This window comes from Kribbella sp. VKM Ac-2569, assembly GCF_004216905.1.
Classification (GTDB): Bacteria; Actinomycetota; Actinomycetes; order Propionibacteriales; family Kribbellaceae; genus Kribbella.
Genome location: NZ_SGXJ01000001.1, coordinates 2,163,256 through 2,188,271, shown reverse-complemented (window position 1 = coordinate 2,188,271; position 25,016 = coordinate 2,163,256). Strand labels below are relative to the sequence as shown.

24 protein-coding genes are annotated in these 25,016 nt (G+C 68.6%); 16 read left to right on the top strand and 8 right to left on the bottom strand.

Annotated features, from left to right (window positions below; translation table 11 throughout):
- Positions 1 to 52: 52 nt before the first annotated feature.
- Complete coding sequence (locus EV649_RS10325; protein WP_130382801.1) at positions 53 to 1,627, top strand: methylmalonyl-CoA mutase family protein; 1,575 nt, start codon at positions 53 to 55, stop codon at positions 1,625 to 1,627.
- 132 nt (positions 1,628 to 1,759) lie between these two features.
- Here EV649_RS10325 and EV649_RS10320 read toward each other — a convergent pair whose 3' ends face one another.
- Positions 1,760 to 2,941, bottom strand: coding sequence for an amidohydrolase (locus tag EV649_RS10320; RefSeq protein ID WP_130382799.1), 1,182 nt, complete (start codon positions 2,939 to 2,941; stop codon positions 1,760 to 1,762).
- A 300-nt stretch (positions 2,942 to 3,241) separates the two neighbouring features.
- Between EV649_RS10320 and EV649_RS10315 the strand changes: the two genes are divergently transcribed.
- The 6 genes from EV649_RS10315 to EV649_RS10290 all read left to right on the top strand — a co-directional run bounded on the left by EV649_RS10315 (position 3,242) and on the right by EV649_RS10290 (position 10,128).
- Positions 3,242 to 4,330 carry a BMP family ABC transporter substrate-binding protein gene (locus tag EV649_RS10315; RefSeq protein ID WP_130382797.1) on the top strand — a complete coding sequence of 363 codons (1,089 nt, stop codon included), beginning with the start codon at positions 3,242 to 3,244 and terminating at the stop codon, positions 4,328 to 4,330.
- A gap of 97 nt (positions 4,331 to 4,427) precedes the next feature.
- On the top strand, positions 4,428 to 5,978 hold the full coding sequence (locus EV649_RS10310; RefSeq protein WP_130382795.1) for an ABC transporter ATP-binding protein: 1,551 nt from the start codon (positions 4,428 to 4,430) through the stop codon (positions 5,976 to 5,978).
- Positions 5,978 to 7,180, top strand: coding sequence for an ABC transporter permease (locus tag EV649_RS10305; protein ID WP_130382793.1), 1,203 nt, complete (start codon positions 5,978 to 5,980; stop codon positions 7,178 to 7,180). Before EV649_RS10310 ends, EV649_RS10305 begins: the two co-directional genes overlap by 1 nt.
- On the top strand, positions 7,177 to 8,466 hold the full coding sequence (locus EV649_RS10300; RefSeq protein ID WP_130382791.1) for an ABC transporter permease: 1,290 nt from the start codon (positions 7,177 to 7,179) through the stop codon (positions 8,464 to 8,466). The genes EV649_RS10305 and EV649_RS10300 overlap by 4 nt, the downstream gene beginning before the upstream one ends.
- Positions 8,441 to 8,851, top strand: coding sequence for a cytidine deaminase (locus tag EV649_RS10295; RefSeq protein ID WP_130382789.1), 411 nt, complete (start codon positions 8,441 to 8,443; stop codon positions 8,849 to 8,851). The genes EV649_RS10300 and EV649_RS10295 overlap by 26 nt, the downstream gene beginning before the upstream one ends.
- A complete protein-coding gene (locus EV649_RS10290; protein ID WP_198682381.1) occupies positions 8,848 to 10,128 on the top strand; it encodes a thymidine phosphorylase in 1,281 nt (426 codons plus the stop codon). The genes EV649_RS10295 and EV649_RS10290 overlap by 4 nt, the downstream gene beginning before the upstream one ends.
- A 488-nt stretch (positions 10,129 to 10,616) precedes the next feature.
- Here EV649_RS10290 and EV649_RS10285 read toward each other — a convergent pair whose 3' ends face one another.
- A complete protein-coding gene (locus EV649_RS10285; protein WP_130382785.1) occupies positions 10,617 to 11,225 on the bottom strand; it encodes a hypothetical protein in 609 nt (202 codons plus the stop codon).
- A gap of 96 nt (positions 11,226 to 11,321) precedes the next feature.
- A complete protein-coding gene (locus EV649_RS10280; RefSeq protein WP_130382783.1) occupies positions 11,322 to 11,921 on the bottom strand; it encodes an ATP-binding protein in 600 nt (199 codons plus the stop codon).
- Positions 11,922 to 11,980: 59 nt separating this feature from the next.
- On the opposite strand from EV649_RS10280, the gene EV649_RS10275 reads away from it, so the two are divergent.
- Positions 11,981 to 12,412 (top strand): hypothetical protein, encoded by a 432-nt coding sequence (locus tag EV649_RS10275; RefSeq protein ID WP_130382781.1) that lies wholly within the window; start codon positions 11,981 to 11,983, stop codon positions 12,410 to 12,412.
- Here the strand turns inward: EV649_RS10275 and EV649_RS10270 are convergent.
- Both EV649_RS10270 and EV649_RS10265 read right to left on the bottom strand, forming a co-directional pair.
- Positions 12,369 to 13,157, bottom strand: coding sequence for a phosphotransferase (locus EV649_RS10270; protein ID WP_130382779.1), 789 nt, complete (start codon positions 13,155 to 13,157; stop codon positions 12,369 to 12,371). The two genes, EV649_RS10275 and EV649_RS10270, sit on opposite strands and share 44 nt — an antisense overlap.
- 6 nt (positions 13,158 to 13,163) lie before the next feature.
- Positions 13,164 to 14,123, bottom strand: coding sequence for a sugar-binding domain-containing protein (locus tag EV649_RS10265; protein WP_130382777.1), 960 nt, complete (start codon positions 14,121 to 14,123; stop codon positions 13,164 to 13,166).
- 169 nt (positions 14,124 to 14,292) lie between these two features.
- Here EV649_RS10265 and EV649_RS10260 point away from each other — a divergent pair, with 169 nt between their 5' ends.
- The 6 genes from EV649_RS10260 (at position 14,293) to EV649_RS10235 (ending at position 21,016) form a co-directional block, all read left to right on the top strand.
- Entirely contained in the window at positions 14,293 to 15,663 is a 1,371-nt protein-coding gene (locus EV649_RS10260) for a sugar ABC transporter substrate-binding protein (RefSeq protein WP_241997952.1), read from the top strand.
- Between the two features lie 91 nt (positions 15,664 to 15,754).
- The gene (locus tag EV649_RS10255; protein ID WP_130382773.1) at positions 15,755 to 16,720 is read left to right on the top strand and encodes a sugar ABC transporter permease; all 966 of its coding nucleotides are present in this window, start codon (positions 15,755 to 15,757) and stop codon (positions 16,718 to 16,720) included.
- Positions 16,717 to 17,562, top strand: coding sequence for a carbohydrate ABC transporter permease (locus EV649_RS10250; protein WP_130382771.1), 846 nt, complete (start codon positions 16,717 to 16,719; stop codon positions 17,560 to 17,562). Before EV649_RS10255 ends, EV649_RS10250 begins: the two co-directional genes overlap by 4 nt.
- Positions 17,559 to 19,025, top strand: coding sequence for a mannitol dehydrogenase family protein (locus EV649_RS10245; protein ID WP_130382769.1), 1,467 nt, complete (start codon positions 17,559 to 17,561; stop codon positions 19,023 to 19,025). The genes EV649_RS10250 and EV649_RS10245 overlap by 4 nt, the downstream gene beginning before the upstream one ends.
- Positions 19,026 to 19,035: 10 nt before the next feature.
- Positions 19,036 to 20,454 (top strand): xylulokinase, encoded by a 1,419-nt coding sequence (gene xylB, locus EV649_RS10240; protein ID WP_198682380.1) that lies wholly within the window; start codon positions 19,036 to 19,038, stop codon positions 20,452 to 20,454.
- A 67-nt stretch (positions 20,455 to 20,521) separates the two neighbouring features.
- Complete coding sequence (locus EV649_RS10235; RefSeq protein ID WP_130382767.1) at positions 20,522 to 21,016, top strand: DUF1232 domain-containing protein; 495 nt, start codon at positions 20,522 to 20,524, stop codon at positions 21,014 to 21,016.
- A 132-nt stretch (positions 21,017 to 21,148) separates the two neighbouring features.
- On the opposite strand, the gene EV649_RS10230 is transcribed toward EV649_RS10235, so the two are convergent.
- Together EV649_RS10230 and EV649_RS10225 are read right to left on the bottom strand one after the other, a co-directional pair.
- Positions 21,149 to 21,442: a hypothetical protein gene (locus EV649_RS10230; protein ID WP_130382765.1), complete on the bottom strand. Its 294-nt coding sequence runs from the start codon at positions 21,440 to 21,442 to the stop codon at positions 21,149 to 21,151.
- Positions 21,439 to 22,182: a sulfite exporter TauE/SafE family protein gene (locus EV649_RS10225; protein WP_130382763.1), complete on the bottom strand. Its 744-nt coding sequence runs from the start codon at positions 22,180 to 22,182 to the stop codon at positions 21,439 to 21,441. The genes EV649_RS10230 and EV649_RS10225 overlap by 4 nt, the downstream gene beginning before the upstream one ends.
- Positions 22,183 to 22,264: 82 nt before the next feature.
- Here EV649_RS10225 and EV649_RS10220 point away from each other — a divergent pair, with 82 nt between their 5' ends.
- Positions 22,265 to 23,140: a LysR family transcriptional regulator gene (locus EV649_RS10220; protein ID WP_130382761.1), complete on the top strand. Its 876-nt coding sequence runs from the start codon at positions 22,265 to 22,267 to the stop codon at positions 23,138 to 23,140.
- On the opposite strand, the gene EV649_RS10215 is transcribed toward EV649_RS10220, so the two are convergent.
- The gene (locus EV649_RS10215) at positions 23,137 to 23,841 is read right to left on the bottom strand and encodes a TetR/AcrR family transcriptional regulator (protein WP_198682379.1); all 705 of its coding nucleotides are present in this window, start codon (positions 23,839 to 23,841) and stop codon (positions 23,137 to 23,139) included. The two genes, EV649_RS10220 and EV649_RS10215, sit on opposite strands and share 4 nt — an antisense overlap.
- Before the next feature lie 71 nt (positions 23,842 to 23,912).
- Here EV649_RS10215 and EV649_RS10210 point away from each other — a divergent pair, with 71 nt between their 5' ends.
- The gene (locus EV649_RS10210; RefSeq protein ID WP_130382759.1) at positions 23,913 to 25,013 is read left to right on the top strand and encodes an NAD(P)/FAD-dependent oxidoreductase; all 1,101 of its coding nucleotides are present in this window, start codon (positions 23,913 to 23,915) and stop codon (positions 25,011 to 25,013) included.
- Positions 25,014 to 25,016: the final 3 nt, after the last annotated feature.

The window sequence follows — 25,016 nt, the reverse complement described above, 5'->3', positions numbered from 1 at the left end:
TCACCCGGGCTGTGCATACCAGTGGGAGTGTGGTTCGGCCTACCGTTGGAGGATGAGTCATCGGAGCGAGTCGGGGTTCGAGTTCGCACCGGTGTACGGGCCGCTGGAAGGGTTCGACGCCGGGGCGAAGCTGGGGGAGCCGGGGCAGTTCCCGTACACCCGGGGCGTGTACCCGACGATGTACACCCAGCGGCCGTGGACGATGCGGCAGTACGCCGGATTCGGCACGGCGGCCGAGTCGAACCAGCGGTACCACCAGCTGATCGACCACGGGACCATGGGCCTGTCGGTCGCGTTCGACCTGCCGACCCAGATGGGATACGACTCCGACGCGCCGATCGCGCACGGCGAGGTCGGCAAGGTCGGCGTGGCGATCGACTCGATCGACGACATGCGGGTGCTGTTCGACAAGATCCCGCTGGACCAGGTGTCCACCTCGATGACGATCAACGCGCCCGGGTCAGTGCTGCTCCTGCTCTACCAGTTGGTGGCCGAGGAGCAAGGGGTCTCCGCCGACAAGCTCACCGGCACGATCCAGAACGACGTACTGAAGGAATACATCGCCCGCGGCACCTACATCTACCCGCCGAAGGAGTCGCTGCGGCTGATCAGCGACATCTTCGCGTACTGCCAGACCGAGTTGCCGCGGTGGAACACGATCTCGATCTCCGGCTACCACATGGCCGAGGCCGGGGCGACGCCCGCGCAGGAGATCGCGTTCACCCTGGCGAACGGCATCGAGTACGTCCGGGCCGCGGTCGCGTCCGGCCTGGACGTGGACGAGTTCGCGCCGCGGCTGTCCTTCTTCTTCGTCGCCCGTACGACGTTGCTCGAGGAGGTCGCGAAATTCCGCGCGGCCCGGCGGATCTGGGCGCGGGTGATGCGGGATTCCTTCGGCGCCAAGAATCCGAAGTCGTTGATGTTGCGCTTCCACACCCAGACCGCGGGCGTGCAGCTGACCGCGCAGCAGCCCGAGGTGAACCTGGTGCGGGTGGCGATCCAGGGCCTGGCCGCCGTACTCGGTGGAACCCAGTCCCTGCACACGAACTCGTACGACGAAGCGATCGCGCTCCCGACCGAGAAGGCCGCCCGCCTCGCGCTGCGCACGCAGCAGGTCCTCGCCTACGAGACCGACATCACCGCGACGGTCGACCCGTTCGCCGGCTCGTACGTCGTCGAGTCGCTCACCGACGAGGTCGAGGCCGCCGCGGTCGAGCTCATGGACCAGGTCGAGGAGTACGGCGGTGCCGTCGCGGCTATCGAGAAGGGCTACCAGAAACAGGAAATCGAGCGCTCGGCGTACCAGTTCGCCCAGGAGATCGACTCCGTCGAGCGGGTCGTCGTCGGCATGAACAAGTTCAAGATCGCCGAAGAGGAGCCGTACGAGCCCCTCCGCGTGGACCCCACCATCGAGGCCCAGCAGGTAGCCCGCCTCGCCACCCTCCGCACCACGCGCGACCAGACCGCGGTGGACGAGGCCCTGGCCGACCTCAAGAAAGCTGCCGAAGGCAACGACAACTGCCTCTACCCGATGAAGGACGCCCTCAAAGCCCGAGCGACGGTCGGCGAAGTCTGCAACACCCTCAGGGACGTCTGGGGCGTCTACGTCCCCGCCGACACCTTCTGATCGACGACCGCTCCGCGTCGACAGCCCCCGGCAAGAACGGTTGTCCCCTCGAATGGTGGGTTCTCTACTGATAGGCGAGGGGAGAACCCTGCACGCGAGGGGTTATCCAGTCCCGTGCTCGACGGCCGCCGTTTAGTCGAGGAGGGCGGTGGTGGTTAGGAGGGTGGTGCCTACGGTGATGGCTTCTTCGGAGGGGTCGAAGCCGGGGGTGTGGAGGTCGGCGGCGGTTTCTTGGGTGGGTGGGCGGACGCCCAGGCGGGCCATGGCGCCGGGGATGTGTTCGAGGTACCACGCGAAGTCTTCGCCGCCGAGGCTCTGGTCGGTCGGCGCGACGGCGCTGGAGCCGAGGGTTTGGTGGACGGCGTTCTGCAGGACGTTGATCGCGAGGGGGTCGTTCATCACGGGCGGTACGCCGTGGGTGACCTCGACGTCGACGTCGACGCCGTACGGCGTGACGATCTGGGCGGCGAGTGACGGGATGAGTTCCTCGGCCAGTCGCCACGCATTGGCGTCGAGGCAGCGCAGGGTCCCCTCGGCCTCGCCGCGGGACGGGATCGCGTTCGCGGCGGAGCCGGAGGTGATGCGGCCCCAGACGAGGGACATGCCCGCGCGGGGGTCGACGCGGCGGGAGAGAGCAGCGGGAAGCGCCGAGACCAGGGTCGCCAGCGCGTAGACCAGATCGGCGGTCAGATGCGGCCGGGAGGTGTGGCCGCCCGGTCCGGTGAGCCGGACGAGCAACCGGTCGGCGGCGGCGGTCAGCGCGCCGACGCGCAGGCCGACCTCGCCCACCTGCAGTCGCGGATCACAATGCACACCATAAATACGCCGTACGCCGTCCAGCCCGCCGGCCGCGATCACCCCGAGCGCACCGCCGGGCATGACCTCCTCGGCCGGCTGGAAGATCACCCGGACCCGCCGGTCCAGCTGTCCGTCGCGCGCCATCCCGGCCAGCACCAGCGCCGCACCGAGCAGCGCGGACGTGTGTACGTCGTGACCGCACGCATGAGCCACTCCATCGAGGGTCGACCGCCACGGCGCCTCCACGCCGTCCGGCACCGGCAGTGCGTCGATGTCGGCCCGCAGCGCCACACACGTGTCGCCGGATCCGATGTCGCAGATCAGCCCGGTCCCGGTCGGCAGCACCCGCGGCGACAGTCCGGCCTCGACGAGCCGCTTCTCGAGCAGCTCGGTCGTCCGCACCTCGTGCCACCCGAGCTCCGGGTGCGCGTGCAGATCGCGCCGTACGTCGACCATGTCCTCACGGACCGCCTCGACCCGCGCCAGCACGTCCGCGACCAGTAGCTGATGACTCATCCGGAGATTGTGACATCAGCCGTACGCCGGGTCGCACCGACGTCCGGCGCCGTTCACCGGTCGTGACCGCCACGGACGGTGATCCCGGCCACGGAGCGTGCACACTGTGACGTGGGAAGCGCGGGCGGTGACCACACCGGAGAAGTTGTCGAAATGTGACGCGGATGCCGGTCACTTTCCGGTATCGAGGCCTGCTTGACGTTCAAAGAAGCACTGACCGCGCCCTATAGTCTGCGGATGCGGCACGTGGGGGAAGGCGTGCGGCGTGCAACCGTTTCTGGTCGACGAAGGAGACTTCCGGTGAAGAAGTACGTGCGGGGAACGGCGATCGTGGGCGTGCTGACGCTCGCCGTCGCCGCGTGTGGCAGCAAGCCGACCGATAGCGACGCAGGCGGCGGCGCCAACAAGGACTTCAAGGCCTGCATGGTCTCCGACTCCGGGGGCTTCGACGACAAGTCGTTCAACCAGACCTCGTACAAGGGTCTGCAGGACGCCGTGAAGGAAAAGGGCCTGACCGAGGTCAAGGCGGAGTCGAAGTCGGACAACGACTACCCGACCAACATGACCGCGATGGTGAACGCCAAGTGCAACGTGATCGTTGCCGTCGGCTTCAAGCTCGAGGACGCCACCGAGAAGGCGGCCAAGGCGAACACCGGCATCAAGTTCGCGATCGTCGACTCGGCTCCGGACACCGCCAAGGTCGGCGAGATCCCGAACCTGAAGCCGCTGCTGTTCAACACCGCGCAGTCCAGCTTCCAGGCCGGTTACCTGGCCGCGGCGATGTCGAAGTCCGGCAAGGTCGGCACCTTCGGCGGTCTCAAGATCCCGACCGTGACGATCTTCATGGACGGCTTCGCCGAGGGCGTGCGGTACTACAACACGCAGAAGAGCAAGAACGTCCAGGTGCTCGGCTGGGACGACGCCAAGCAGGCGGGTCTGTTCACCGGTGACTTCGAGGACAAGGCCAAGGGCCAGAACAACGCGCAGAACCTGATCACCCAGGGCGCCGACGTGATCTTCCCGGTGGCCGGCCCGTCGGGTCTGGGCGGTCTGCAGGCGGCCAAGGCCAGCAACGGCAAGGTGAACGCGATCTGGGTCGACACCGACGGCTGCGTGAGCGCGGCGGAGTACTGCTCGGTGCTGCTCAGTAGCGTGGAGAAGGGTATGGACGTGGCCGTCAAGGACGCGATCGTCTCTGCCGTCGACAACAAGTTCGACAACTCCCAGTTCACCGGCACCCTGGAGAACGGCGGTACGGCGCTGGCGCCGTTCCACGAGTTCGACAGCAAGGTCCCGGCGGACGTGAAGTCCGAGCTGGACCAGATCAAGGCCGACATCATCAGCGGCAAGATCACCGTGCAGTCGAAGGTGCAGCCCAAGGCATCCTGAACCACCGCTCACTTGCGTAGTACGGTGCGAGCCAGGAAGGCGCAGACCTACAGGTCGTTGCCTTCCTGGCTCGCCGTCTGAAGGGGAGGCTGCCCGCATGCACCTCGAGCTGTCAGGCCTGACCAAGAGTTTCGGCTCGCTGGTCGCCAACGACCACATCGACCTGGTCATCGAGCCGGGGGAGATCCACTGCCTGCTCGGTGAGAACGGGGCCGGCAAGAGCACCTTGATGAACATGCTCTACGGGCTGCTGCAGCCCGACTCGGGCGAGATCGTGATCGACGGCGAGAAGGTGCAGATCACCTCGCCGAGCGACGCGATCAAGCACGGGATCGGCATGGTCCACCAGCACTTCATGCTGGTCCCGGTGTTCACGGTCGCCGAGAACATCATGCTCGGCCGGGAGAACGTCCGGGCCGGCGGCGTACTGGACCGGAAGAAGGCGCACGCGCTGGTCACCGAGCTGTCCGACCGGTACGGGTTCGAGGTCGACCCCGAGGCGCTGGTAGAGGACATCCCGGTCGGGGTCCAGCAGCGGGTGGAGATCATCAAGGCGCTCACCAACGACGCCCGGGTGCTGATCCTGGACGAGCCGACCGCGGTGCTCACGCCGGCCGAGATCGACGAGCTGATCGGCGTCATGCGCCAGCTCAAGGAGAACGGCACCTCGATCGTCTTCATCACCCACAAGCTCAAAGAGGTCAAGGCGATCGCGGACAAGATCACCGTGATCCGCCGCGGCAAGGTGGTCGGGCAGGCCGAGCCGTCCGCGTCCGAGGAGGAGCTCGCCGAGCTGATGGTCGGCCGCGCGGTCGACCTGGTCGTGGACAAGGAGCCGGCCGAGCCGCAGGACGCCGTACTGCGGGTTCAGGGGCTGACCGTGATCGACGAGCGCGGTTTCACCGCCGTCGACGACGTCGACCTCGAGGTGCGCGCGGGCGAGATCCTCGCCGTGGCCGGTGTCCAGGGCAACGGTCAGACCGAGCTCGCCGAGGCGCTGCTCGGGCTGACGCCGATCGCGGCCGGGACCATCTCGCTGGGCGGCCAGGACCTGACCGGGAAATCGACCCGGCACCGCCTCGACGCCGGCATCGGGTACGTCCCGGAGGACCGCGCGCACGACGGCTTCGTCGGCTCGTTCTCGGTCGCCGAGAACCTGGTCCTGGACCTGTTCCGGAAGGCGCCGTTCGGCAGCGGCGTGGCGCTGCGCACCGACGAGATCGACAAGAACGCGACCGCCCGGGTCGAGGAGTTCGACATCCGTACCCAGGGCATCGACCAGCAGGTGTCGTCGCTGTCCGGCGGCAACCAGCAGAAGGTCGTGCTGGCCCGTGAGCTGTCCCGTCCGCTGAAGCTGCTGGTCGCCTCGCAGCCGACCCGCGGTGTGGACGTCGGCTCGATCGAGTTCCTGCACACCCGGATCGTGAAGGAGCGCGACAACGGTACGGCGGTCCTGATCGTGTCCACCGAACTCGACGAGATCGCCGCGCTGGCGGACCGGGTCGCGGTGATGTACCGCGGGAAGGTCGTCGGCGTCGTACCGTCCGACACCCCGCGCGACGAACTGGGCCTGATGATGGCCGGCGCCTCGAAGTCGGAGGCGCACGAAGTGGCGATCGAGAACCCGACGACCTTGGGAACCATCTGATGAGCACTGAGACAGAGGTAGCTCCGGTGCCCCCGCCGCCGGCCAAGGAGCCGCAGCGGTGGGCCGGCCTGCCGTCGTGGGCGGTCCAGGGCCTGGTCTCGCTGAGCGCGATCGTGCTGGCGCTGCTGGTCGGGGCGCTCCTGATCATCGTCGGCGACGACCAGGTGCAGAAGGCGGTCGGGTACTTCGGCGCCGCGCCGATGGACACCTTCTCCGCAGCCCTGAGCGCGGTCGGCGAGGCGTACAAGTCGCTCGCCGTCGGCGCGCTGGGCGGCTGGACGCCGATCAGCGAGTCGTTGACCCAGGCAACACCGCTGATCTGCGGCGGTCTGGCGGTCTCGCTGGCCTTCCGCACCGGCCTGTTCAACATCGGCGCCCAGGGGCAGCTGATCGCCGGCGCGATCCTCGCGTCGTACGTCGGCTTCGCGTGGAACCTGCCGCCCGTGCTGCACCTGATCGTGGCGATCGTCGCCGGTCTGATCGGCGGCGCGCTCTGGGGAGGCGTGGTCGGCCTGCTGAAGGCCCGTACCGGCGCGCATGAAGTGATCGTGACGATCATGCTGAACTACGTTGCGATCTACCTGCTCGCCTGGCTGCTGACCACCAAGACGTTCCAGCGGCCGGGGCGGACCGACCCGATCTCCCCGATCGTCGACGGCGACGCGCAGTACCCGAAGTTCGGCGACACCCGGTTGCACGTCGGCTTCTTCGTGGCGCTGGTGGCCGCGGTCTTCGTCTGGTGGCTGCTGAACCGCTCGACGATCGGCTTCGAGCTCCGCGCGGTCGGCGCCAACGCGGACGCCTCCCGGACGGCCGGTATGTCGGTCGGCCGCGCGTACGTGATCGCGATGGTCGTGGCCGGCGCCCTCGCCGGTCTGGCCGGGACCCAGCAGGTGCTCGGCACCGATCTGCCGCTGACCGACGGGGTCGCGGCCTCGGTCGGGTTCGACGCGATCACGGTCGCGCTGCTCGGCCGCGGTACGCCGCTCGGCACCGTGCTGGCCGGTCTGCTGTTCGGCGCACTGAACGCCGGCGGTCTGCAGATGCAGCTGATCACGCAGACGCCGCTGACCCTGACCACTGTCCTGCAGGCCGTGATCGTGCTGTTCGTCGCGGCCCCGGCCCTGGTTCGCTCGGTCTTCCGCTTCCTGCCGAAGGAACGCGGAGCGGGCGCGGTTCTCGCGAAAGGCTGGAACGGATGACCGAGACAACGCCGGACGCCGTACCGGCAGCTCCCGCGAAACCGCAGGTCATCGAGGCCCCGGCCGACCGCACGCGCCGGCTGCGGGTCGGCGGAGTGATGTTGGTGTTCGCCCTGATCGGCCTCGGCCTGGCGATCTTCACCAAGGGCGGCAAGGCGACGTTCCAACTGGTGTCCGGCGACCTGCAGCACAACCTGCTCGGACTGCCCGCGCAACCGGTCGCCCTGGTGCTCGCGGTCCTCGGCGTCGGCGCCGCGGTCGCGTACGTCCTGCGCCAGGTCCCGCAGCGGTACGCCGGCTGGCTGGCCGCCGTACTGGGGGTCGCCTTCATCGGCGCGTTCCTGTGCTGGGCGTCCGCGGGCAAGACGTTCCCGCTGGCCAACCAGTTCCAGGGCACGCTGAACTTCGCGACGCCGCTGATCCTCGGCGCTCTCGCCGGTGTGCTGTGCGAGCGGGCCGGTGTCATCAACATCGCGATCGAGGGCCAGTTCCTGGTCGGCGCGTTCACCGCGGCCCTGGTGTCGAGTACGACGAACAGTGCGACCGCCGCCCTGATCGCGGCGGCTGCGAGCGGCGTGGTGATGGCCGCGCTGCTGGCGGTGTTCTCGATCAAGTACCTGGTCAACCAGGTCGTCCTCGGTGTCGTCCTGGTGGTGTTCGCGACCGGCATCACCGGCTTCCTCTTCGACCAGTTCATGCAGCCGGAAGCGGAGAAGCTGAACACGCCGAACGTGCTGTCGGCCGTGAAGATCCCGGGCCTGGCCGACATCCCGTTCATCGGGCCGATCCTGTTCAACCAGACGATCCTGGTCTACCTGACCTACCTCGCGGTCGCCGTCGTCACGTTCGTGCTGTTCCAGACCCGCTGGGGCCTGCGGATCCGCGCGGTCGGCGAGCACCCGAAGGCGGCCGACACGGTCGGCATCAAGGTCAAGCGGATCCGGTACTCCGCCGTCCTCGCGGCCGGCGTCCTGGCCGGACTCGGCGGCGCGTTCTTCACCGTCGGGTACGCCGGTTCGTTCGCCAAGGAGATGACCGCGGGCAACGGGTTCATCGCGCTGGCCGCGCTGATCATGGGCCGCTGGCACCCGATCGGCGCGATGGTCGCGGCGCTGTTCTTCGGTTTCGCGACCCAGCTGCAGTCCCAGCTCCAGATCATCCAGACGCCGATCCCGGGCGAGCTGCTGCTGATGGCGCCGTACCTGGCCACCATCATCGCGGTCGCCGGTCTGGTCGGCCGGGTCAGAGCACCGAAGGCGGATGGTGAGCCCTACGTCACCGAGTGAGGTCGACTGGCCGGCGTTGCGCGCGGTTGCCGTCGACATGATGCACCGCGCGTACGCGCCGTACTCGCACTTCCCGGTGGGCGCCGCGGCGTACGCCGACGACGGGCGGATCGTTGCCGGGTGCAACGTGGAGAACGCGTCGTACGGATTGACGTTGTGCGCCGAGTGCGGGCTGGTGTCGGACCTGCACCGGACCGGAGGCGGACGGCTGATCGCGTTCACCTGCGTGGATCAGCACGAGCATCTGTTGACGCCGTGCGGACGCTGCCGGCAACTGCTGCACGAGAACGGCGGCCCGGGGCTGCTGATCGAGACCGCGACCGGGATCCGGCCGCTGCGCGAACTGCTGCCGGACGCGTTCGGGCCCGAGTTTCTGGAGGAATGATGAGTTTCGACGCGGTGGATGTCATCCGGGCCAAGCGCGACAAGGGCGAGCTGAGCGACGGGCAGATCGACTGGGTGATCGACGCCTACACCAAGGGCGACGTCGCCGACGAGCAGATGTCGGCGCTCGCGATGGCGATCCTGCTGAACGGGATGAACCGGCGCGAGATCGCCCGCTGGACCGCGGCGATGATCGCGTCCGGCGAGCGGATGGACTTCGGCAAGCTGTCCCGGCCGACCGCGGACAAGCACTCGACCGGAGGCGTCGGCGACAAGATCACGTTGCCGTTGGCCCCTTTGGTGGCGGCCTGCGGGGTCGCCGTACCGCAGCTGTCCGGCCGCGGACTCGGGCACACCGGCGGCACGCTGGACAAGCTGGAGTCGATCCCGGGCTGGCGGGCGTCGCTGTCGAACGACGAACTGATGCAGCAGCTCGAGGACGTCGGCGCGGTGATCTGTGCGGCCGGTGACGGTCTGGCGCCGGCGGACAAGAAGCTGTACGCGCTGCGCGACGTGACCGGCACGGTCGAGGCGATCCCGTTGATCGCCAGCTCGATCATGAGCAAGAAGATCGCCGAAGGTACCGGCGCGCTGGTGCTGGACGTGAAGGTCGGGTCCGGCGCGTTCATGAAGGACCTGACGGACGCCCGCGAGCTCGCGGAGACCATGGTTGCCTTGGGCACGGATGCGGGCGTGAAGACCGTTGCCCTGCTCACCGACATGTCCGTCCCGCTCGGGCTGACCGCCGGAAACGCTTTGGAGGTTCGCGAATCGGTCGAGGTACTGGCCGGTGGTGGACCCGCTGATGTGGTCGAGCTGACCGTTGCTCTGGCCAACGAGATGCTCGCCGCGGCCGGGGTCACCGGCGTCGACCCGGCCGAGAAGCTTCGCGACGGTACGGCGATGGACGCCTGGCGGGCGATGATCTCGGCCCAGGGCGGCGACCCGTCCGCCGAGCTCCCGGTCGCTCCCGAGCAACACGTCGTACCGGCCCCGTCGTCCGGCGTACTCTCCAAGCTCGACGCCCTCGCGATAGGCGTCGCAGCCTGGCGCCTCGGCGCAGGCCGCGCCCGCAAGGAGGACCCGGTGTCGGCGGTAGCCGGCGTGGAAATGCACGCCAAGCCAGGCGACCACATCCAGGAAGGCCAGCCGTTGTTGACCCTCCACACCGACGACCCCACCCGCATCGACCGCGCCCTCGAGTCCATCAAAGACGCAGTCGCCGTCGCGGACTCCTACCAGCCAGGCCCGCTGGTCATCGACCGCATCACCGCCTGACCCCACGGCCCTTCGGCCCCGACCTGGATCCTTTGGTGGACAGGTTGTTGGGGCCGGGGCCGTGGCATTTCCTGTCTCCAGCCAGCTGCATTTAACCGCCAGAACGCACGATTCGACGAGCCGTGTCGCCACCGACCCGGCCATCCAGCCGGCCACCCGGTGCGACAGCCCCACACCAGCCCGCCGGCTAGTTACCACTAGCGGGTTATCTCACCGCTGGCCTCCTACTTCCTGCCATCGCACACATAACCCGCCCAGCGGGCAACGCAACACCAACACATCCGGCAGAGAGCCGGATATCCCCTTGTGTGCGGGGGCTCTCCTTGTGCTCGGTCGCGGTCGGCCCGCTGGGACGGACCGTGCTGTGCATGCTGGGCGCAGTGCGTGCGGCGGTGCGGCGGTGCGTGCGGTGCGGCGGTGCGCGTGCGGTGCGGCGGTGCGTGGACCGGAGAGCCGGGTATCTCGTCCCGTGCCCCCGTCCTGAGGGGTCAGCTGGAGGTTGTGGTCAGGCGGGTGTGTTGTTCTTTGGCGAGGGCGGTGATGAGGGTGGTGTCGGGGGTTAGTTCGGTGCCTAGGGCGCTGGTTTCGCGGATCGTGAGTTCTACGACGATCGGGCCTACGGCGAGGCTGGCTTCGGCTAGGGCGACTGACTGGTCGGTGCTGCCGTCGTACTCGACGCTGGCGTCGGAGAGCGCGTTCGGGATCGTGAACGGGTGGTCGTGGACGTCCTGGTTCCACAGGCCCTTCTGCAGGGCCTTCGCCTTCGCGGGCGAGCCGGTCTTGAAGAGCTGCACGGTGTAGCGCTTCTTCTTGTCGGGGCTGAGCCGGGTCGCCCGGTACCCCTCGACGAAGCTCGCGTTCAGCAGCAGGGCGCGGTCCAGCGCCGGGTCGGCGGACCAGGTGTTGAGGTACGACGTCGCGGTGAACGGACCGGTGACGTTGCGCGGATCCGCGACGTACCCGCGGGGGAGCGCAGCGAGTCCGGCGAGGAGACTCTTCGCCGACTTGTCCGCCGTACCTGACAGCGCTGAGTGCTTTGCGGCCGGCGTCTGGGCAGCACTCGCCGAAGCGCCGTCCTCACTTCCACAGGCAGTCATACCTAGCAACAAGGCGACTGCTAGAACGCCTGACGCATTCCGTCTCACGGACCGATGTCATCAGAGCTTGGTGAACTTCAGGCAAACAGCTTTGTATTACTGAGACGGCGGCTGCGTGAGAAGCGTCTCGATCCGGGCGCGGGCGGCTTTGGGATGCATTGGTTCGCAGCCCGCGGCGACGCAGCGGCGGACCACCTGCGGGTCGTCGCGGAGCAGTAGGAGACCGCGGCGGAGCAGCGTCAGCGGGGGTTTGCGGTGCTCGCGGAGGTCCCGCTGGAACCGCCGGACGAACGTGACGACGCGGTGGTGGTACACGCAGATCGCGGACGCCAGCAGGTCGCGGTCGCGGAGCGCGCCGGTGATCTGGTCGGCGAAGATGCCTTCAGCAACGATCAGCGGCGAACCGCTCGTAGTGACGGGTCGGTGACCGACAGTGCCGTCGGCTGCGATGTCGTAGATCGGGAGGTCGGCGGTTCCCGTCGTACACAACTGCTCCAGAGCCGCGACCGCACGGTCGCCGTCCCACGAGCGTGGGTCGTCCCAATCGACGATCCCGAGCGGCGACCGCGGCATCGCCTCGTCGCCGCCGTCGCGGTAGAAGTCGTCCAGCCGTACGACGGGCAGCCCGACCTGCTCCGCCAGGCGCGACTTCCCCGCCCCCGAAGGCCCCGCCAGCAACACCACCCGTGAACGCACCGGGACATTCTCTTCCACTTCCTGCAGTAACAGCCAATCCCGTCCGGCGATAATCAGATATGCCGAAGATGAAGCTGGGGGCCGCGTTCTACGCGGTGATGGCGGTATTGGCGGTTGTGTCCGCGGTGCTCGTCTTTCGCGGGTACGGCACGTACGCCGATGCCGACCAGTGGTACCTGATCGCGCGGGGAACCGTGTTCCTGCTGATCGGGGTCATGTTCGGCATCGGAGCAGTCACGCGGCGCGGGCTGCTGTCCGACGACGGGCCACGAATCTGCCGGAGCGGCTGGATCGTGGTGATCGCCCTGGTCTGTGCTGAGTTTGTGGTGTACGCGCTGGGCGACGACTGGGGTAACTTCCCGAGCATCGTGTCGATCTTCATCCCGCCGTTCGTCAAGCGGCTGCAGGAGAAGTACTACGAGGGCAGGGAAGAGGCTGAGCGGGAGCTCAACCCAGAAGCGCATGACGGAGTGCGGCCTCCGACTGCTTGAACCATTGGTTGGTGCGGTCCGTGAGCTCTGCTTCGCCCGTGGTCCAGCGTTGGTGGAACCAGGGGTGACCGGCTTCGGAGCCTCGGCGTACGTAGTCCATGCACCAGATGTGGTTGTCGGCGGCGGCGTCGACCAGGCGGACTCGATCGGCGTCGGTCAAGCCGTAGGCGTTCGCGAAGCGGCGGAGACGAGCGAGCGACTGCCCGCGCCGTACGTCGTGGATGTCCGCGTCCGGGCGCAATGGAGCCCACAGCCGTACGGCGGTTGCGACGTCCCACAAGGCCGACCCAGGCCCGGCGAGATCGAAGTCGATGAGTGCGACCGCAACGCCGTCCCGGAACACCACGTTGTCGAGGTTCGGGTCGTTGTGGCTGATCAGCCCCGTCACGTAGCCGGCCGGCACCGGTTCAGCCCACTCGAGCCCGTTAGGCCGGAAGTCCGCAACCGCTTGGTGGTACGACCGCAGCAGCACCGCCACGCTGTCGAGCGCCTCGTCCGTCATCGACCAGGACGGGTACGGCGCTGTAACGGTCTCCCCGGGCAGGTACGAGAGCACCTCCCGCCTCTGCGAGTCCACCCCGAGGAACGTCGGCGCGCCCCTGAATCCGACGCTTTCCAGGTGCTGCAGCAGCGCATGCGTCGCCGTACTACTGGCGCGCAGCGGCCGGCGGACGGTATCTCCGACCCGCACCACCAACCCGCGGTTCGCCGTACCTCCGACCAACTCGACCTCAGCAGCAGGCATCGCCGGTCAGTCTGACTGTTGCAGCAGGGCCTTCGCCAGGGGTGCGTGGGTAACGATCGCGTTCACCAGCCCACTGCGTACGGCGGCCCGCACCGCCGCGACCTTCGCGAGCCCGTACGGGATCGCGATCACCTCGTCGATCTTGTCCATCTGCTCGGCGTTGATCGCGATCACCCGATCGGTGACCCGGCTCTGCACGGGTACGCCGTCCGCGTCCACGAAAACGCCCGAGATGTCCGCCACGACCCCGCGGCGCAGCAACTGTTCACAGGCCTTCTCGTCCATCGCGTCGTACAGGGTCGACTGGCCGGCCGCCCACGACCCGAGCCCGACGACCGCCTTCGTCACCGAGTCGAAATGGCTGATCGCCTCCGCGACCTCCGGCTGCTGCCGCAATGCGCGCGCCGTCGCGGCATCCGGGACGACGAGCGGCGCATAGAACAGGTACGCCGGTCCGCCCGACAGGCGCGCGGTGTGACGGACGAGCTCGACCGAGTTCGCCTCGACGTCCGGACGGGTCAGCGCACCCGTCAACTGCACGACGGGGACCGGGGCGAGTGAGGTCAGCTGCTCGGTCATCGCGGTCACCGCCCGCGCCCACGCCAGTCCGAGCACGTCCTCGGGCGTCACGATCTCCGACAGCAGATCGGCGGCGGCCTTCCCGAGTTGGGTCCGCAAGGCGGGCTCGTCGATCTCGGGGGTGTCCACCACGATCGCCCGGCGCAGACCGAGGGTCTCCTGCAGGCGGGCAGACAGGTCGAGGTCGATGGCGCCGGGATGGCTGATCTCGATCCGCACCAGCCCACTGCTGCGCGCCTGGTCGAGCAATCGCGCGACTTTGAACCGGCTGAGCCGGAACTCGTCCGCGATCTCCACCTTCGACCGGCCGTCGACGTAGTACCGCCGCGCGATCGACGCGGTAAGCACCAGTTGTGCCGGCCCGAAGGCGCCCGCGCTCGGCTCCATACACGCTCCCAAGTTCCGGACCGCTCATATGAGCGGATGCGTACCCAAGTGTTGCACAGACTCTTGACAGGTCAAGGGGGTTCCCGGTCTACTCAATCTGTGAGCAGAGGCGTGCTCAAATGAGCAGCCTCGGCCGAAGGCCGTCATGACACAGCGCAAGGGAGAAACCGTGCTGAGTAGGCGCAAACGCATCGGAGCAGTCGGCATCGCGTTCCTGGTGAGCGTGACCACCGGCTGTGCGGGCTGGGGAGGCGGCGGAGGTGGCGGCGGCGGTGGTGAGGACAGCATCAACGTGCTGATGGTGAACAACCCGCAGATGGTCGATCTGCAGAAACTCACCGCCGACAACTTCACCAAGCAGACCGGCATCAAGGTGAACTTCACCGTGCTGCCGGAGAACGACGTCCGGGACAAGATCAGCCAGGAGTTCTCCAGCCAGGCCGGTCAGTACGACGTGGCGTCGGTGAGCAACTTCGAGATCCCGATCTATGCCAAGAGCAAGTGGATCGCGCCGTTGTCGGACTACATCGACAAGGATCCGTCGTTCGACCAGGACGACATCCTGAAGCCGATGACGCAGTCGATGAGCGCGGACGACGGCAAGATCTACGGCGAACCGTTCTACGGCGAGTCGTCGTTCCTGATGTACCGCAAGGACATCCTGGCGGCCAAGGGCGTGACGATGCCGGCGAAGCCGACCTGGCAGGAGGTCGCGGACATCGCGGCCAAGGTCGACAACGCACAGCCGGGGATGCGCGGTATCTGTCTGCGCGGCCAGCCTGGCTGGGGTCAGCTCTTCGCGCCGCTCACGACGGTGGTGAACACCTTCGGCGGCACCTGGTTCACCCAGGACTGGCAGGCGAAGGTCAACTCGCCGGAGTTCACCGAGGCGACCAAGTTCTACGTCGACCTGGTCCGCGCGCACGGTGAGGCGGGCGCGCCGCAGGCGGGCTTCACCGAGTGCCTGAACAACACCATCCAGAGCAACGTCGCGATGTGGTACGACGCCACGTCGGCGGCCGGATCGCTCGAGGCGCCCAACTCGCCGGTCAAGGGCAAGATGGGCTACGCGCCCGCACCGGTCGTGAAGACCGACAGCTCCGGCTGGCTGTACGCGTGGGCGTGGGGCATCCAGGAAGCCTCGAAGAAGAAGGACAACGCCTGGAAGTTCATCTCCTGGGCGTCCGGCAAGGACTACGAGAAGCTCGTCGGCGAGAAGGTTGGCTGGTCCAACGTTCCGGCCGGTAAGCGCGCGTCGACGTACGAGCTCCCGGAGTACGTCAAGGAGGCGTCGGCGTTCGCGGAGCCGACCAAGACCGCGATCGAGAACGCGGACCCGAAGGACCCGGGCACCCAGCCGCGGCCGGCGCCGGGCATCCAGTTCATCGACATCCCGGAGTTCCCGGACCTCGGGACCCAGGTCAGTCAGGACGTGAGTTCGGCGATCGCGGGACGGATGAGCGTCGACGAGGCACTGAAACGCGGGCAGGTGCTCGCCGACGACGTCGCTGAGCGGTACCGCTCGCGGCAAGCGAAGTAAGGGGCCGGGTCATGAGCGAGCGAAGCGAGTTCATCATCAAACACAGTCTGCCTCGTGTCTCATCGGCGCCCGGAGCGAAGCGAGGACGTCGATGAGCATCGAAGCGAAACCTGACACGAAGGCGCCGCGGCGCCGGCACGCAACGCCGCCGCCGGGCTCCGAAGGCACGCTGATGCGCAGGACCGGTGACTGGGCCCGGCGGGGTCCGTTGCTGCCCGCGCTGGTGTTCATGATCATCGTGACCCAGCTGCCGTTCGTGGTCACGATCGTCGTGTCGTTCATGGACTGGAACGCGTACTACCCCGACGAGCGCGGCTTCGCCGGGATCGACAACTTCCGCCGCGTGATCACCGACGCGAACACCCGGCACGCGATCTGGGTGACGATCCTGCTGACCGCGGGCGTCGTCCTCATCAGCCTGGTGTTCGGGCTGCTGATCGCCCTGCTGCTGGACCGCAAGTTCCGCGGCCGGGGCGTGGTCCGGACGATGATGATCACGCCGTTCCTCGTCGTACCGGTGGCCGCAGCCCTGCTGTGGAAGCACGCGCTCTACAACCCGACGTACGGTCTGTTCAACGGCGTGCTGAAGTGGTTGTTCGGCGACAACGCGCCGCAGCCGGACTGGATCAGCAACCAGCCGCTCTGGTCGATCATCTTCGCGCTCGTCTGGCAGTGGACGCCGTTCATGATGCTGATCCTGCTGGCCGGCCTGCAGAGCCGTCCGCTGGACGTCATCGAGGCGGCCGGGATCGACGGCGCGAACCAGTGGGAGATCTTCCGGTACATGACGCTCCCGCACCTGCGCCAGTACCTGGAACTGTCCGCGCTGCTCGGGTCGATCTACGTCGTACAGAACTTCGACGCGGTCTTCACGATCACGTCCGGCGGCCTCGGTACGGCGAACCTCCCGTACACGATCTACCAGACCTTCTACACCGCGCACGACTACGGCCGGGCGTCCGCGGCCGGTGTGATCGTGGTGATCGGCACGATCGCCATCGCCACCTTCGCGCTGCGCTCGGTGTCCACGCTGTTCCGAGAGGAGACCGGACGATGAGCGGCCAGGTCACGATTGTGACGGGGAAGAAGAGCCGTGGCGGCGGGTTCGTCCTGGGCGGGCTGGCGTGGATCGTCGGGATCCTGTTCGTGCTGCCGGTGCTGTGGATGCTGCTGACCTCGTTCCACACCGAGGAGGACGCGGCGAAGAACCCGCCCGACCTGGGCGCGCCGCTGACGCTGGACGGGTACAAGTCCTTCTTCGACACGGGCCCGTGGCCCTCGATCGCGAACTCGCTGACCGCGAGCATCCTGTCCACGGTGCTGGTCATCCTGCTCGCGTTCCCGGCGGCGTACGCGCTGTCGATCCGGCCGGTGAAGAAGTGGACGGACGTGCTGTTCTTCTTCCTGTCCACCAAGATGCTGCCGGTCGTGGCCGGCCTGCTGCCGATCTACCTGTTCGCGCAGTCGGTCGGGATGCTGGACAACATCTGGCTGCTGATCATCCTGTACACGTCGATGAACCTGCCGATCGCGGTCTGGATGCTGCGCAGCTTCCTGTCCGAGGTGCCGGTGGAGATCCTCGAGGCGGCCTCGGTCGACGGGGCGAACCTGGTCCGCACGCTCCGCTCGGTGGTGGCGCCCATCGTCACCCCCGGGATCGCGTCGGCCGCGCTGATCTGCTTCATCTTCAGCTGGAACGAGCTGCTGTTCGCCCGGGTGCTGACCGGCACGGTGGCGCAGACGGCTCCGGTGTTCTTGACTGGGTTCGTGACCAGTCAAGGATTGTTCCTCGCCAAAGTCTGTGCCGCGTCCATCGTGGTGTCGTTGCCGGTGCTGATCGCCGGGTTCGCGGCCCAGGACAAGCTCGTCCAGGGCCTGTCGCTGGGGGCGGTCAAGTGACGGCACTGAACACCGCGTCGTTGGGTGCGCTCGGCAACGAGGTCGCCGTCCCGTCGTACGACCGTACGGCGGTGACGCCGGGGATCGTGCACTTCGGCGTCGGCGGGTTCCACCGGGCGCACCAGGCGATGTATCTGGACCGGTTGATGAACGACGGGAAGGCGCTCGACTGGGGGATCGTCGGCGTCGGCGTGCTCCCGCAGGACTGGCGGATGGCCGAGGTCATGGCCGCCCAGGACACGTTGTACACGCTGGTGATCAAGTACCCGGACGGGACGCTCGAGCCGCGGGTGATCGGGTCGATCGTCGACTACCTGTTCGCGCCGGACGACCCGTCCGCGGTCCTGGACCGGATGGTCGACCCGGCGACGCGGATCGTCTCGCTGACGATCACCGAGGGCGGCTACCACGTGAACCAGGTGACGGGGGAGCTCGACGCCTCGGATCCGGCGCTGGCCGCGGACCTCGAACCGGGCGCGACGCCCGGGAGCGCGTTCGGGTTCATCGTCGAGGCGCTGCGCCGGCGGCGCGAGGCCGGCGTACCGCCGTTCACGGTGATGTCGTGCGACAACATCCCGGGCAACGGGCACGTCGCGCGCAAGATGCTGGCGTCGTTCGCGCGGCTCAAGGACCCATCGACGGCGGAGTTCCTGGAGAACGAGGTGCGGTTCCCGAACTGCATGGTCGACCGGATCACGCCGGTGACCGCGGATGCGGACCGGGAGGCGCTGGCCGAGCGGTTCGGGGTCGAGGACGGCTGGCCGGTGGTGTGCGAGCCGTTCACGCAGTGGGTGCTCGAGGACGACTTCGGTGGCGAGCGCCCGCCGTACGAGGAGGTCGGGGTCCAGATCGTCGAGGACGTCGAGCCGTACGAGTTCATGAAGCTGCGGCTGCTGAACGCTTCGCATCAGGCGTTGTGCTACCTCGGGTACCTGGACGGGTACCGGTACGCGCACGAGGTCTGCCAGGACAAGCTGTACGTCGACTTCCTGCTCGGCTACATGGACCACGAAGGTACGCCGACGTTGCCGCCGGTGCCCGGGGTCGATCTGGACCGCTACAAGCACCAACTGATCGAACGGTTCGCGAATCCCGAAGTACGGGACACGCTGGCGCGGCTGTGCGCGGAGAGCTCGGACCGGATCCCGAAGTGGTTGCTGCCCGTGGTGCGCGAGCAACTCGCGGCCGGGCGGGAGATCAAGCGCTCGGTGCTCGTGGTCGCGTCCTGGGCGCGGTACGCCGAGGGCGTCGACGAGCAGGGGCAGCCGATCGAGGTCGTCGACAGGTTGCGCGACAAGCTCGTCGAGCGGGCCCAGCACAACCGCGAGGACCCGCTGGTGTTCATCTCGGATCCGGATCTGTTCGGGGACCTGGCGTCGGACGAGCGCTTCGTCACGCCGTACAAGGCCGCCCTGCAGTCGCTCCACGAGATCGGCGCGCGCGCCACGCTCGAAGCCCTCTAGTGTTGGGGTCATGACTGAGCTGAGGCTGGTTGCCGGGGTGGACTGCTCCACCCAGGCGACCAAGGTGGTCGTGTGCGACGCGGAGACCGGAGCGGTACTGCGGGAAGGCCGGGCACCGCACCCGGACGGGACGCAGGTCGACCCGGAGGCGTGGTGGCAGGCGTGGCAGATCGCCTCCGACGGGCTGCTCGACGGCGTCGAGGCGGTCGCGATCGGCGGCCAGCAGCACGGGATGGTCTTGCTGGACGACTCTGGTGAGGTCGTCCACCCGGCGGTTCTGTGGAACGACACCAGCTCCGCCGACGCCACCACCGACCTGATCGCGGAGCTGGGCGGACCGGAAGCCTGGGCCGAGGCAGTGGGCTCTGTCCCCGTACCGTCCTTCACCGTCACGAAGCTCCGCTGGGTACGCGACAAAGAGGCGGCGCAGCGGGCGGCTGCCGTCGTACTGCCGCACGACTGGATGACGCACCGGCTGGCCGCCGATCGGCAGGGGATCTCGCAGATCACGACCGACCGGGGAGATGCCTCCGGGACCGGCTGGTGGTCGCCGACGACGAACAGCTACCGGACCGATCTGGTCGAACTAGCCTTCGGTCGTCAGCTTGCGCTGCCGCGTGTTGCGGGACCCGCGGAGATCGTCGGGCAGACGGCCTTCGGCGCGGCGATCGCGGCGGGCACCGGTGACAACGCGGCCGCCGCGCTCGGTCTCGACCTGCAGCCCGGCGACGTCGCCGTCTCCCTCGGCACGAGCGGTACGGCGTTCGCACGATCCACGCACCCGACCAAGGACGCAACCGGCTTGGTCGCCGCCTTCGCAGACGCCACCGGCGAGTACCTGCCGCTCGTGTGCACGCTGAACGCGGCCCGCGTGATGTCCGCGACCGCGCAGATGCTCGGCGTGGAACTGTCCGCGTTCGACGAGGCCGCGCTCACCTCGCCGGGCAGCGACGGCCTGGTCCTGCTCCCGTTCCTGGACGGCGAACGTACGCCGGACCTCCCGCACTCGACCGGCCTGATCTATGGCCTGACCCGCGCGACCATGCAGCCCGCGACGATGGCCCGCGCCGCAGTCGAGGGCCTGCTCTGCGGTCTCGCCGACGCCGTCGACGCGCTCCGCGACCAGGGCCTGCCGGTCCACCGCGTCCTGCTCCTCGGCGGTGGCGCCCGCTCCCGCGCCGTACAGGCTCTCGCTCCAGCCCTCCTCGGTGCCGAGGTCGTCCTCCCCGAGCCGGCCGAGTACGTCGCTCTGGGCGCCGCCCGCCAAGCCGCCTGGGCCCTGTCCGGCGCGGCGACCCCGCCGACCTGGCAGATCCCGGTCGGCAAACCCCAGCCGGCCATCACCGTCGACGCCACCACCATCCGCGCCAACTACAAACAGGTCCTCACCAACACCCGCCCCCTCCTCGCCGCCCCCTACAACCAGTAGACGAGCAAGCCCCGGCCGCATCGCTGCGTTGAGTTCGGTCGGCTGAACCGCGCTCTACAGTGGATAGATGGTGTACTTCGGTGGGTTGCTCGGGCTGATCGGGCTGCTGACGTTGCTGGTCCGGGACGATGACGTTGTCGGTTTGCCTGCAGTTGCGGTCGCGATCGGGCTGCTCGTGATCGGTGCCGGGGTCGGGGCACTGGGTGTGGTGCGCCGACGGGCGGTCCGGCGGCGGAAGATCGCCAACGGCGAGCCGGTGCCGGTCGGGAACGTGATCGAGCGCGCACAGGCGCTGCCGCGGCTGCTCCGCGACGTACGTCGGGGCACGTACGCCGACCTTCCGAAGAGCCGGACGTTCCTCTGGCTGCTGGCGGTCGTCTACCTGATCTCGCCGATCGACATCCTCCCGGATCTGCTGCCGGTCATTGGTGTCACCGACGATGCGGGCGTCGGGGTCTGGCTGCTCACGAGCGTGTCGACCGCGGCCGGCCTGTACCTGCGCCGCGAGCGCGAGCAACTGCCGCACCACGAGCCACCCCGCGGCCGTCGTACCAACCCCTAGCCATCGCCCGCCGCGTCCGCCGGTCATGTCGTGCCTTCGGCGGGGAGGCAACCTTTGGTGGGTAGACGTCCGAGATGCAGGGTTAGCGCCCGGGATACCGGTCGTCAACCCTGCATCTGGGACGCCAACCCATCAAATGCGCCGCGGTGAGCAGGATCGGCAAGTCGGTGCGGCTCGGTGGCGGGACCAGTCGGCGATGTCCTCGGTGGCCTCTTCGGGATGGTCGTAGGCGAAGCGTTGCAGCGGATCCACCGGTACGTCGTTGGACGCGAGTCGGCCGGCGGCGGCAACCAGTTGCCGAGCTGCCGCGAGGACCCTGGCCGCCTGTGCCGCGGCGTCGACCGGATCGTCCACGTCGACCATCGTGGCGGCCAGGTCCGCGACCTCGCAGGCCTGGTAGGCCATTGCCAGTTGTGCGGGCTTCATGCGAACGCCCGCACGAAGAACAGCCCGGTCATCAGGACAGCCGTGGTGAGAACCAGCCCGCGGAGCATCGTCGGCGGCAATCGCCGGACGAGATGCGCCCCGGCGTACCCGCCGATCACCGCACCCGCGAGCAGAGCGACCAGGTGCAACGGCTGCGAGAGTACGTCGGCCGCGAACACGAAGATCACCGCCGCGGTCAGGTACACGGCCGCGACCTGGATGACCCGCAGCGGGTTCCCGCGCGCCGGGTCGAGGGTGGTCGTCGCGGTCCAGAACGCGAGCATCATCAGCCCGACCGCGCCGCCGAAGTACCCGCCGTAGATCGCCAGTACGAACTGCCCGGCCAGGATCACCGCCGGCCCCGGCCGACCGAGCCGCAGCGCCGCGGTCAGTCGCCGACCGAACATCAGGACGACCGTCGCGAACGCCAGCAACCACGGCACCGCGGCGTCGAAGGATGCTGACGGCAACATCAGCAGCAGCCCCGCGCCGATCGCCCCGCCGAGCACGCTGGCCAGCGTCACCGAGCCGATCGACGGCTCCGTAAGGCCCTCGAGTTCGCGGCGGTAGACCCACGCGCTGGTCGCGTTTCCAGGCAGCAGGGCGACGGTCGTGGTTGCGTTCGCGGTGACCGGCGGCATCCCGGCGGCGACCAGTGCGGCGAGGGCCACGAAGCTCCCGCCACCGCCGACGGCGTTCAGCGCGCCGGCCGCGACACCGGCCAGGAGGATCAGCAGCACCCTTCGAGGATCCGGGTTCGGCGCGCACTCCACAATGCGCGATCCCCATAGCCAGCCTTAGCCTGAGCCGTAGGCTGGTCCTATGCGGTACGACCTCGACGATCTCCGGCTCTTCACCCACGTCGCTGCGGAAGGCTCGATCACCGGCGGCGCGCGCCTGATGCACCTCAGTCTGCCTTCGGCCAGTGCGCGGGTCAGGGCGCTCGAAGCGCAGGCCGGCGTACCTCTGCTCGTGCGCGAGCGCCGTGGAGTCCGGCTGACCCCGGCCGGCGCGACGTTGGCCCGGCATGCCCGCGAGGTGCTCGCCGAGACCACCCGGTTGGACAGCGCGGTCGCGTCGTACGTCGTGTCGCGATCGGAGCCGATCCGTCTCGTTGCCGGTGGGTCCGCGATGCACCAACTCGTCCCGGCCGCCCTCGCCACGTTCCTCCGCGACCATCCGGAGTACGACGTGAACGTGAGCGAGCGCCGTACGATCCGCAGCGTCCGCCTGCTCGCGGCCGGTGAGGCGGACCTCGGCGTCATCCTCGACGACGAGCCGACCCAGCTGCGGACCGAACCGCTGGCCGACGACTCGCTGGTCGTGATCGGCCAGGCCGGCGGCACCCTCTCCGGCCGGGCCTCGATCGCGTACGCCGAGGTTGCCGAGCATCCCCTCGTCGGCCTCGTCCCGAACTCGCCGCTCAGCCAGTGGATGGATGATCGCCTCGGACCGCACGCGCCGGCGCCGCGCTACCGCACCGTCGTACCCACCTTGCATGCCCTGATCACCTTGGCCACCGCCGGTGCAGGGCTCGCGATCGTTCCCCGTCGAGCGGTCGACGCCAGCACCGCCGTCGAGATCTGCCCGCTCCAGGACTCCTGGTCCACCCGCCAGCATTTGCTCTGCTACGCCGCGAACGCACCTGAGCCCGCCCACCTTCTCGCGACCCACCTGCACGCGGCCGCCACGGGCTAGCCCGAGAGGCTCTGCTCGATCCCGTCCAGGAGATAGCCCAGGCCCAGCTCGAACCGCTCGGTGGCATCGCGATGCTCGGCGTCGTGCATCGCCTCGGACATCATCGGATAGTCGCCGGTGGCGAACATCGCGAGCAGGTGCGGCGCCATCGCGTGCTGCCATTCGCGCTCGTCGAGACCGGAGGCACGTTCGGCCCGCCGCTCGCCGACCTCGGTCCGAACCGCGCCGCGCAGGTAGGTGGAGAGGACCTCGACCGTGCTCATGATCGTGTCGATCTCCCGCAGGCCGGCTGCCCGGAGCGCGGTCAGGGTGGCCTCGGCGTGGGTGACGGCCGCCGGGCCGAAGCGCGGCCGTCCGTCGAGCAGGTCGGCAAGCCACTCGTGCTGCAATCCGGCTGTCCGGATCCCGTGCGCGTACGACCGGGCCACTTCGCGCCAGCCGGATCCGGCCGGTGGCGGAATCTCGGCGTACACCGCGTCGACCATCAGGTCGAGCAATTCGTCCTTGGTGCCGATGTAGCGGTACAGCCGCATCGGGCCGGCGTCGAGCTCCGCGGCGACCTTGCGCAGCGAGACGGCGTCGAGGCCCTCGGCGTCGGCCAGCGTCACGGCGGCGCGGACGATCCGCTCCCGGCTCAGCGGGCTGGGCGCCCGCCGCTGGGGCGGCTCGGGTCGCTCCCAGATCGACGGAGTGTCTGCCACCTGTCGCACGATACATTGCCTCGTTCGATACAGTGTATATTGCCAATACAGTGTATCGAGAGGAGTTGACCATGATCGCGATCATCGGCGGCGGTCCCGGCGGGCTGACGCTCGCGCGGGTTCTGCACGTCCACGGCATCGACGCCGTCGTCTTCGAGCGGGACGCCTCCCGCCAGGCCCGCACTCAGGGCGGCATGCTCGACCTGCACGCCGACACCGGTCAGCTCGCCCTGCGTGCGGCCGGGCTCGAGAGCGAGTTCCTCGCCGCGGCCCGGCGCGAGGGGCAGGACCATCGGATGCTGGATCACACCGGCAAGCTGCTCTTCCAACAGGACACCCCGGACGATGCGCCGATGGCTCGTCCAGAGATCGACCGCGCGGACCTGCGGGACTTGCTCGTCGACTCGCTCCCGGCGGGGACGATCAGTTGGGGCCGCGCCTTCAGTCACGCCGAGCCGCGGTCCGCCGGTGGGTACGTCGTACATTTCGCCGACGGCAGCCTGGTGGAGGCCGACCTGCTCGTCGGGGCCGACGGCGCGAACTCCCGCGTACGCCGGCTGCTGACCGATGCTGAGCCCGAGTACGCCGGGACCATCGCGCTGCACAGCTCCATCCACGACGCGGATCGCACCCAGCCCGAACTCGCCGAGATGGTTGGCCGCGGCAACTTCTGGGTCTTCGGCCCGGACCTGCGGCTGTCCGCCCAGCGCCACGGCGACGGCAGCATCGGAGTCAGCCTCTCGCAGCAGGGTCCGGAGGACCTCGTCGACGAGCGCACGGACGCTGCCCGACTGGTCGACGGCTGGGATTCGCGGTTCGGGCGGCTGGTGCGCGCCTGCGACGAGCCGTTCGTAGTGCGCAAGATCGCCGTACTGCCGATCGGCCTCACCTGGCCGCGCCGGTCCGGGATCACACTGCTCGGCGATGCCGCGCATCTGATGCCGCCGGTCGGAGAAGGAGCGAACGCGGCCATGCTGGACGCGGCCGAGCTCGCCCTCGCCATCGCGGGGCATCCGGACGACCTGGACGCCGCAGTGGCGGCCTACGAGCCGGTGATGCTGGCTCGCAGCGCCGAGGCTGCGAGGCTCTCCGCGAGGGCGTTGGAGATGATCTCCGGACCGGACGCCGGGGAGAAGGTAGTGCAGTTCTTCCAGCCAGACCCCGTCGACTAGCGT

Bases quoted from the DNA above. Each gene is read 5' to 3' on its own strand.
- EV649_RS10325 (WP_130382801.1), top strand. From the start codon at position 53: ATGAGTCATCGGAGCGAGTCGGGGTTCGAGTTCGCACCGGTGTACGGG.
- EV649_RS10320 (WP_130382799.1), bottom strand. From the start codon at position 2,941: ATGAGTCATCAGCTACTGGTCGCGGACGTGCTGGCGCGGGTCGAGGCG.
- EV649_RS10310 (WP_130382795.1), top strand. From the start codon at position 4,428: ATGCACCTCGAGCTGTCAGGCCTGACCAAGAGTTTCGGCTCGCTGGTC.
- EV649_RS10305 (WP_130382793.1), top strand. From the start codon at position 5,978: ATGAGCACTGAGACAGAGGTAGCTCCGGTGCCCCCGCCGCCGGCCAAG.
- EV649_RS10300 (WP_130382791.1), top strand. From the start codon at position 7,177: ATGACCGAGACAACGCCGGACGCCGTACCGGCAGCTCCCGCGAAACCG.
- EV649_RS10295 (WP_130382789.1), top strand. From the start codon at position 8,441: ATGGTGAGCCCTACGTCACCGAGTGAGGTCGACTGGCCGGCGTTGCGC.
- EV649_RS10290 (WP_198682381.1), top strand. From the start codon at position 8,848: ATGATGAGTTTCGACGCGGTGGATGTCATCCGGGCCAAGCGCGACAAG.
- EV649_RS10285 (WP_130382785.1), bottom strand. From the start codon at position 11,225: ATGACTGCCTGTGGAAGTGAGGACGGCGCTTCGGCGAGTGCTGCCCAG.
- EV649_RS10275 (WP_130382781.1), top strand. From the start codon at position 11,981: ATGCCGAAGATGAAGCTGGGGGCCGCGTTCTACGCGGTGATGGCGGTA.
- EV649_RS10270 (WP_130382779.1), bottom strand. From the start codon at position 13,157: ATGCCTGCTGCTGAGGTCGAGTTGGTCGGAGGTACGGCGAACCGCGGG.
- EV649_RS10265 (WP_130382777.1), bottom strand. From the start codon at position 14,123: ATGGAGCCGAGCGCGGGCGCCTTCGGGCCGGCACAACTGGTGCTTACC.
- EV649_RS10255 (WP_130382773.1), top strand. From the start codon at position 15,755: ATGAGCATCGAAGCGAAACCTGACACGAAGGCGCCGCGGCGCCGGCAC.
- EV649_RS10250 (WP_130382771.1), top strand. From the start codon at position 16,717: ATGAGCGGCCAGGTCACGATTGTGACGGGGAAGAAGAGCCGTGGCGGC.
- xylB (WP_198682380.1), top strand. From the start codon at position 19,036: ATGACTGAGCTGAGGCTGGTTGCCGGGGTGGACTGCTCCACCCAGGCG.
- EV649_RS10235 (WP_130382767.1), top strand. From the start codon at position 20,522: ATGGTGTACTTCGGTGGGTTGCTCGGGCTGATCGGGCTGCTGACGTTG.
- EV649_RS10230 (WP_130382765.1), bottom strand. From the start codon at position 21,442: ATGAAGCCCGCACAACTGGCAATGGCCTACCAGGCCTGCGAGGTCGCG.
- EV649_RS10220 (WP_130382761.1), top strand. From the start codon at position 22,265: ATGCGGTACGACCTCGACGATCTCCGGCTCTTCACCCACGTCGCTGCG.
- EV649_RS10210 (WP_130382759.1), top strand. From the start codon at position 23,913: ATGATCGCGATCATCGGCGGCGGTCCCGGCGGGCTGACGCTCGCGCGG.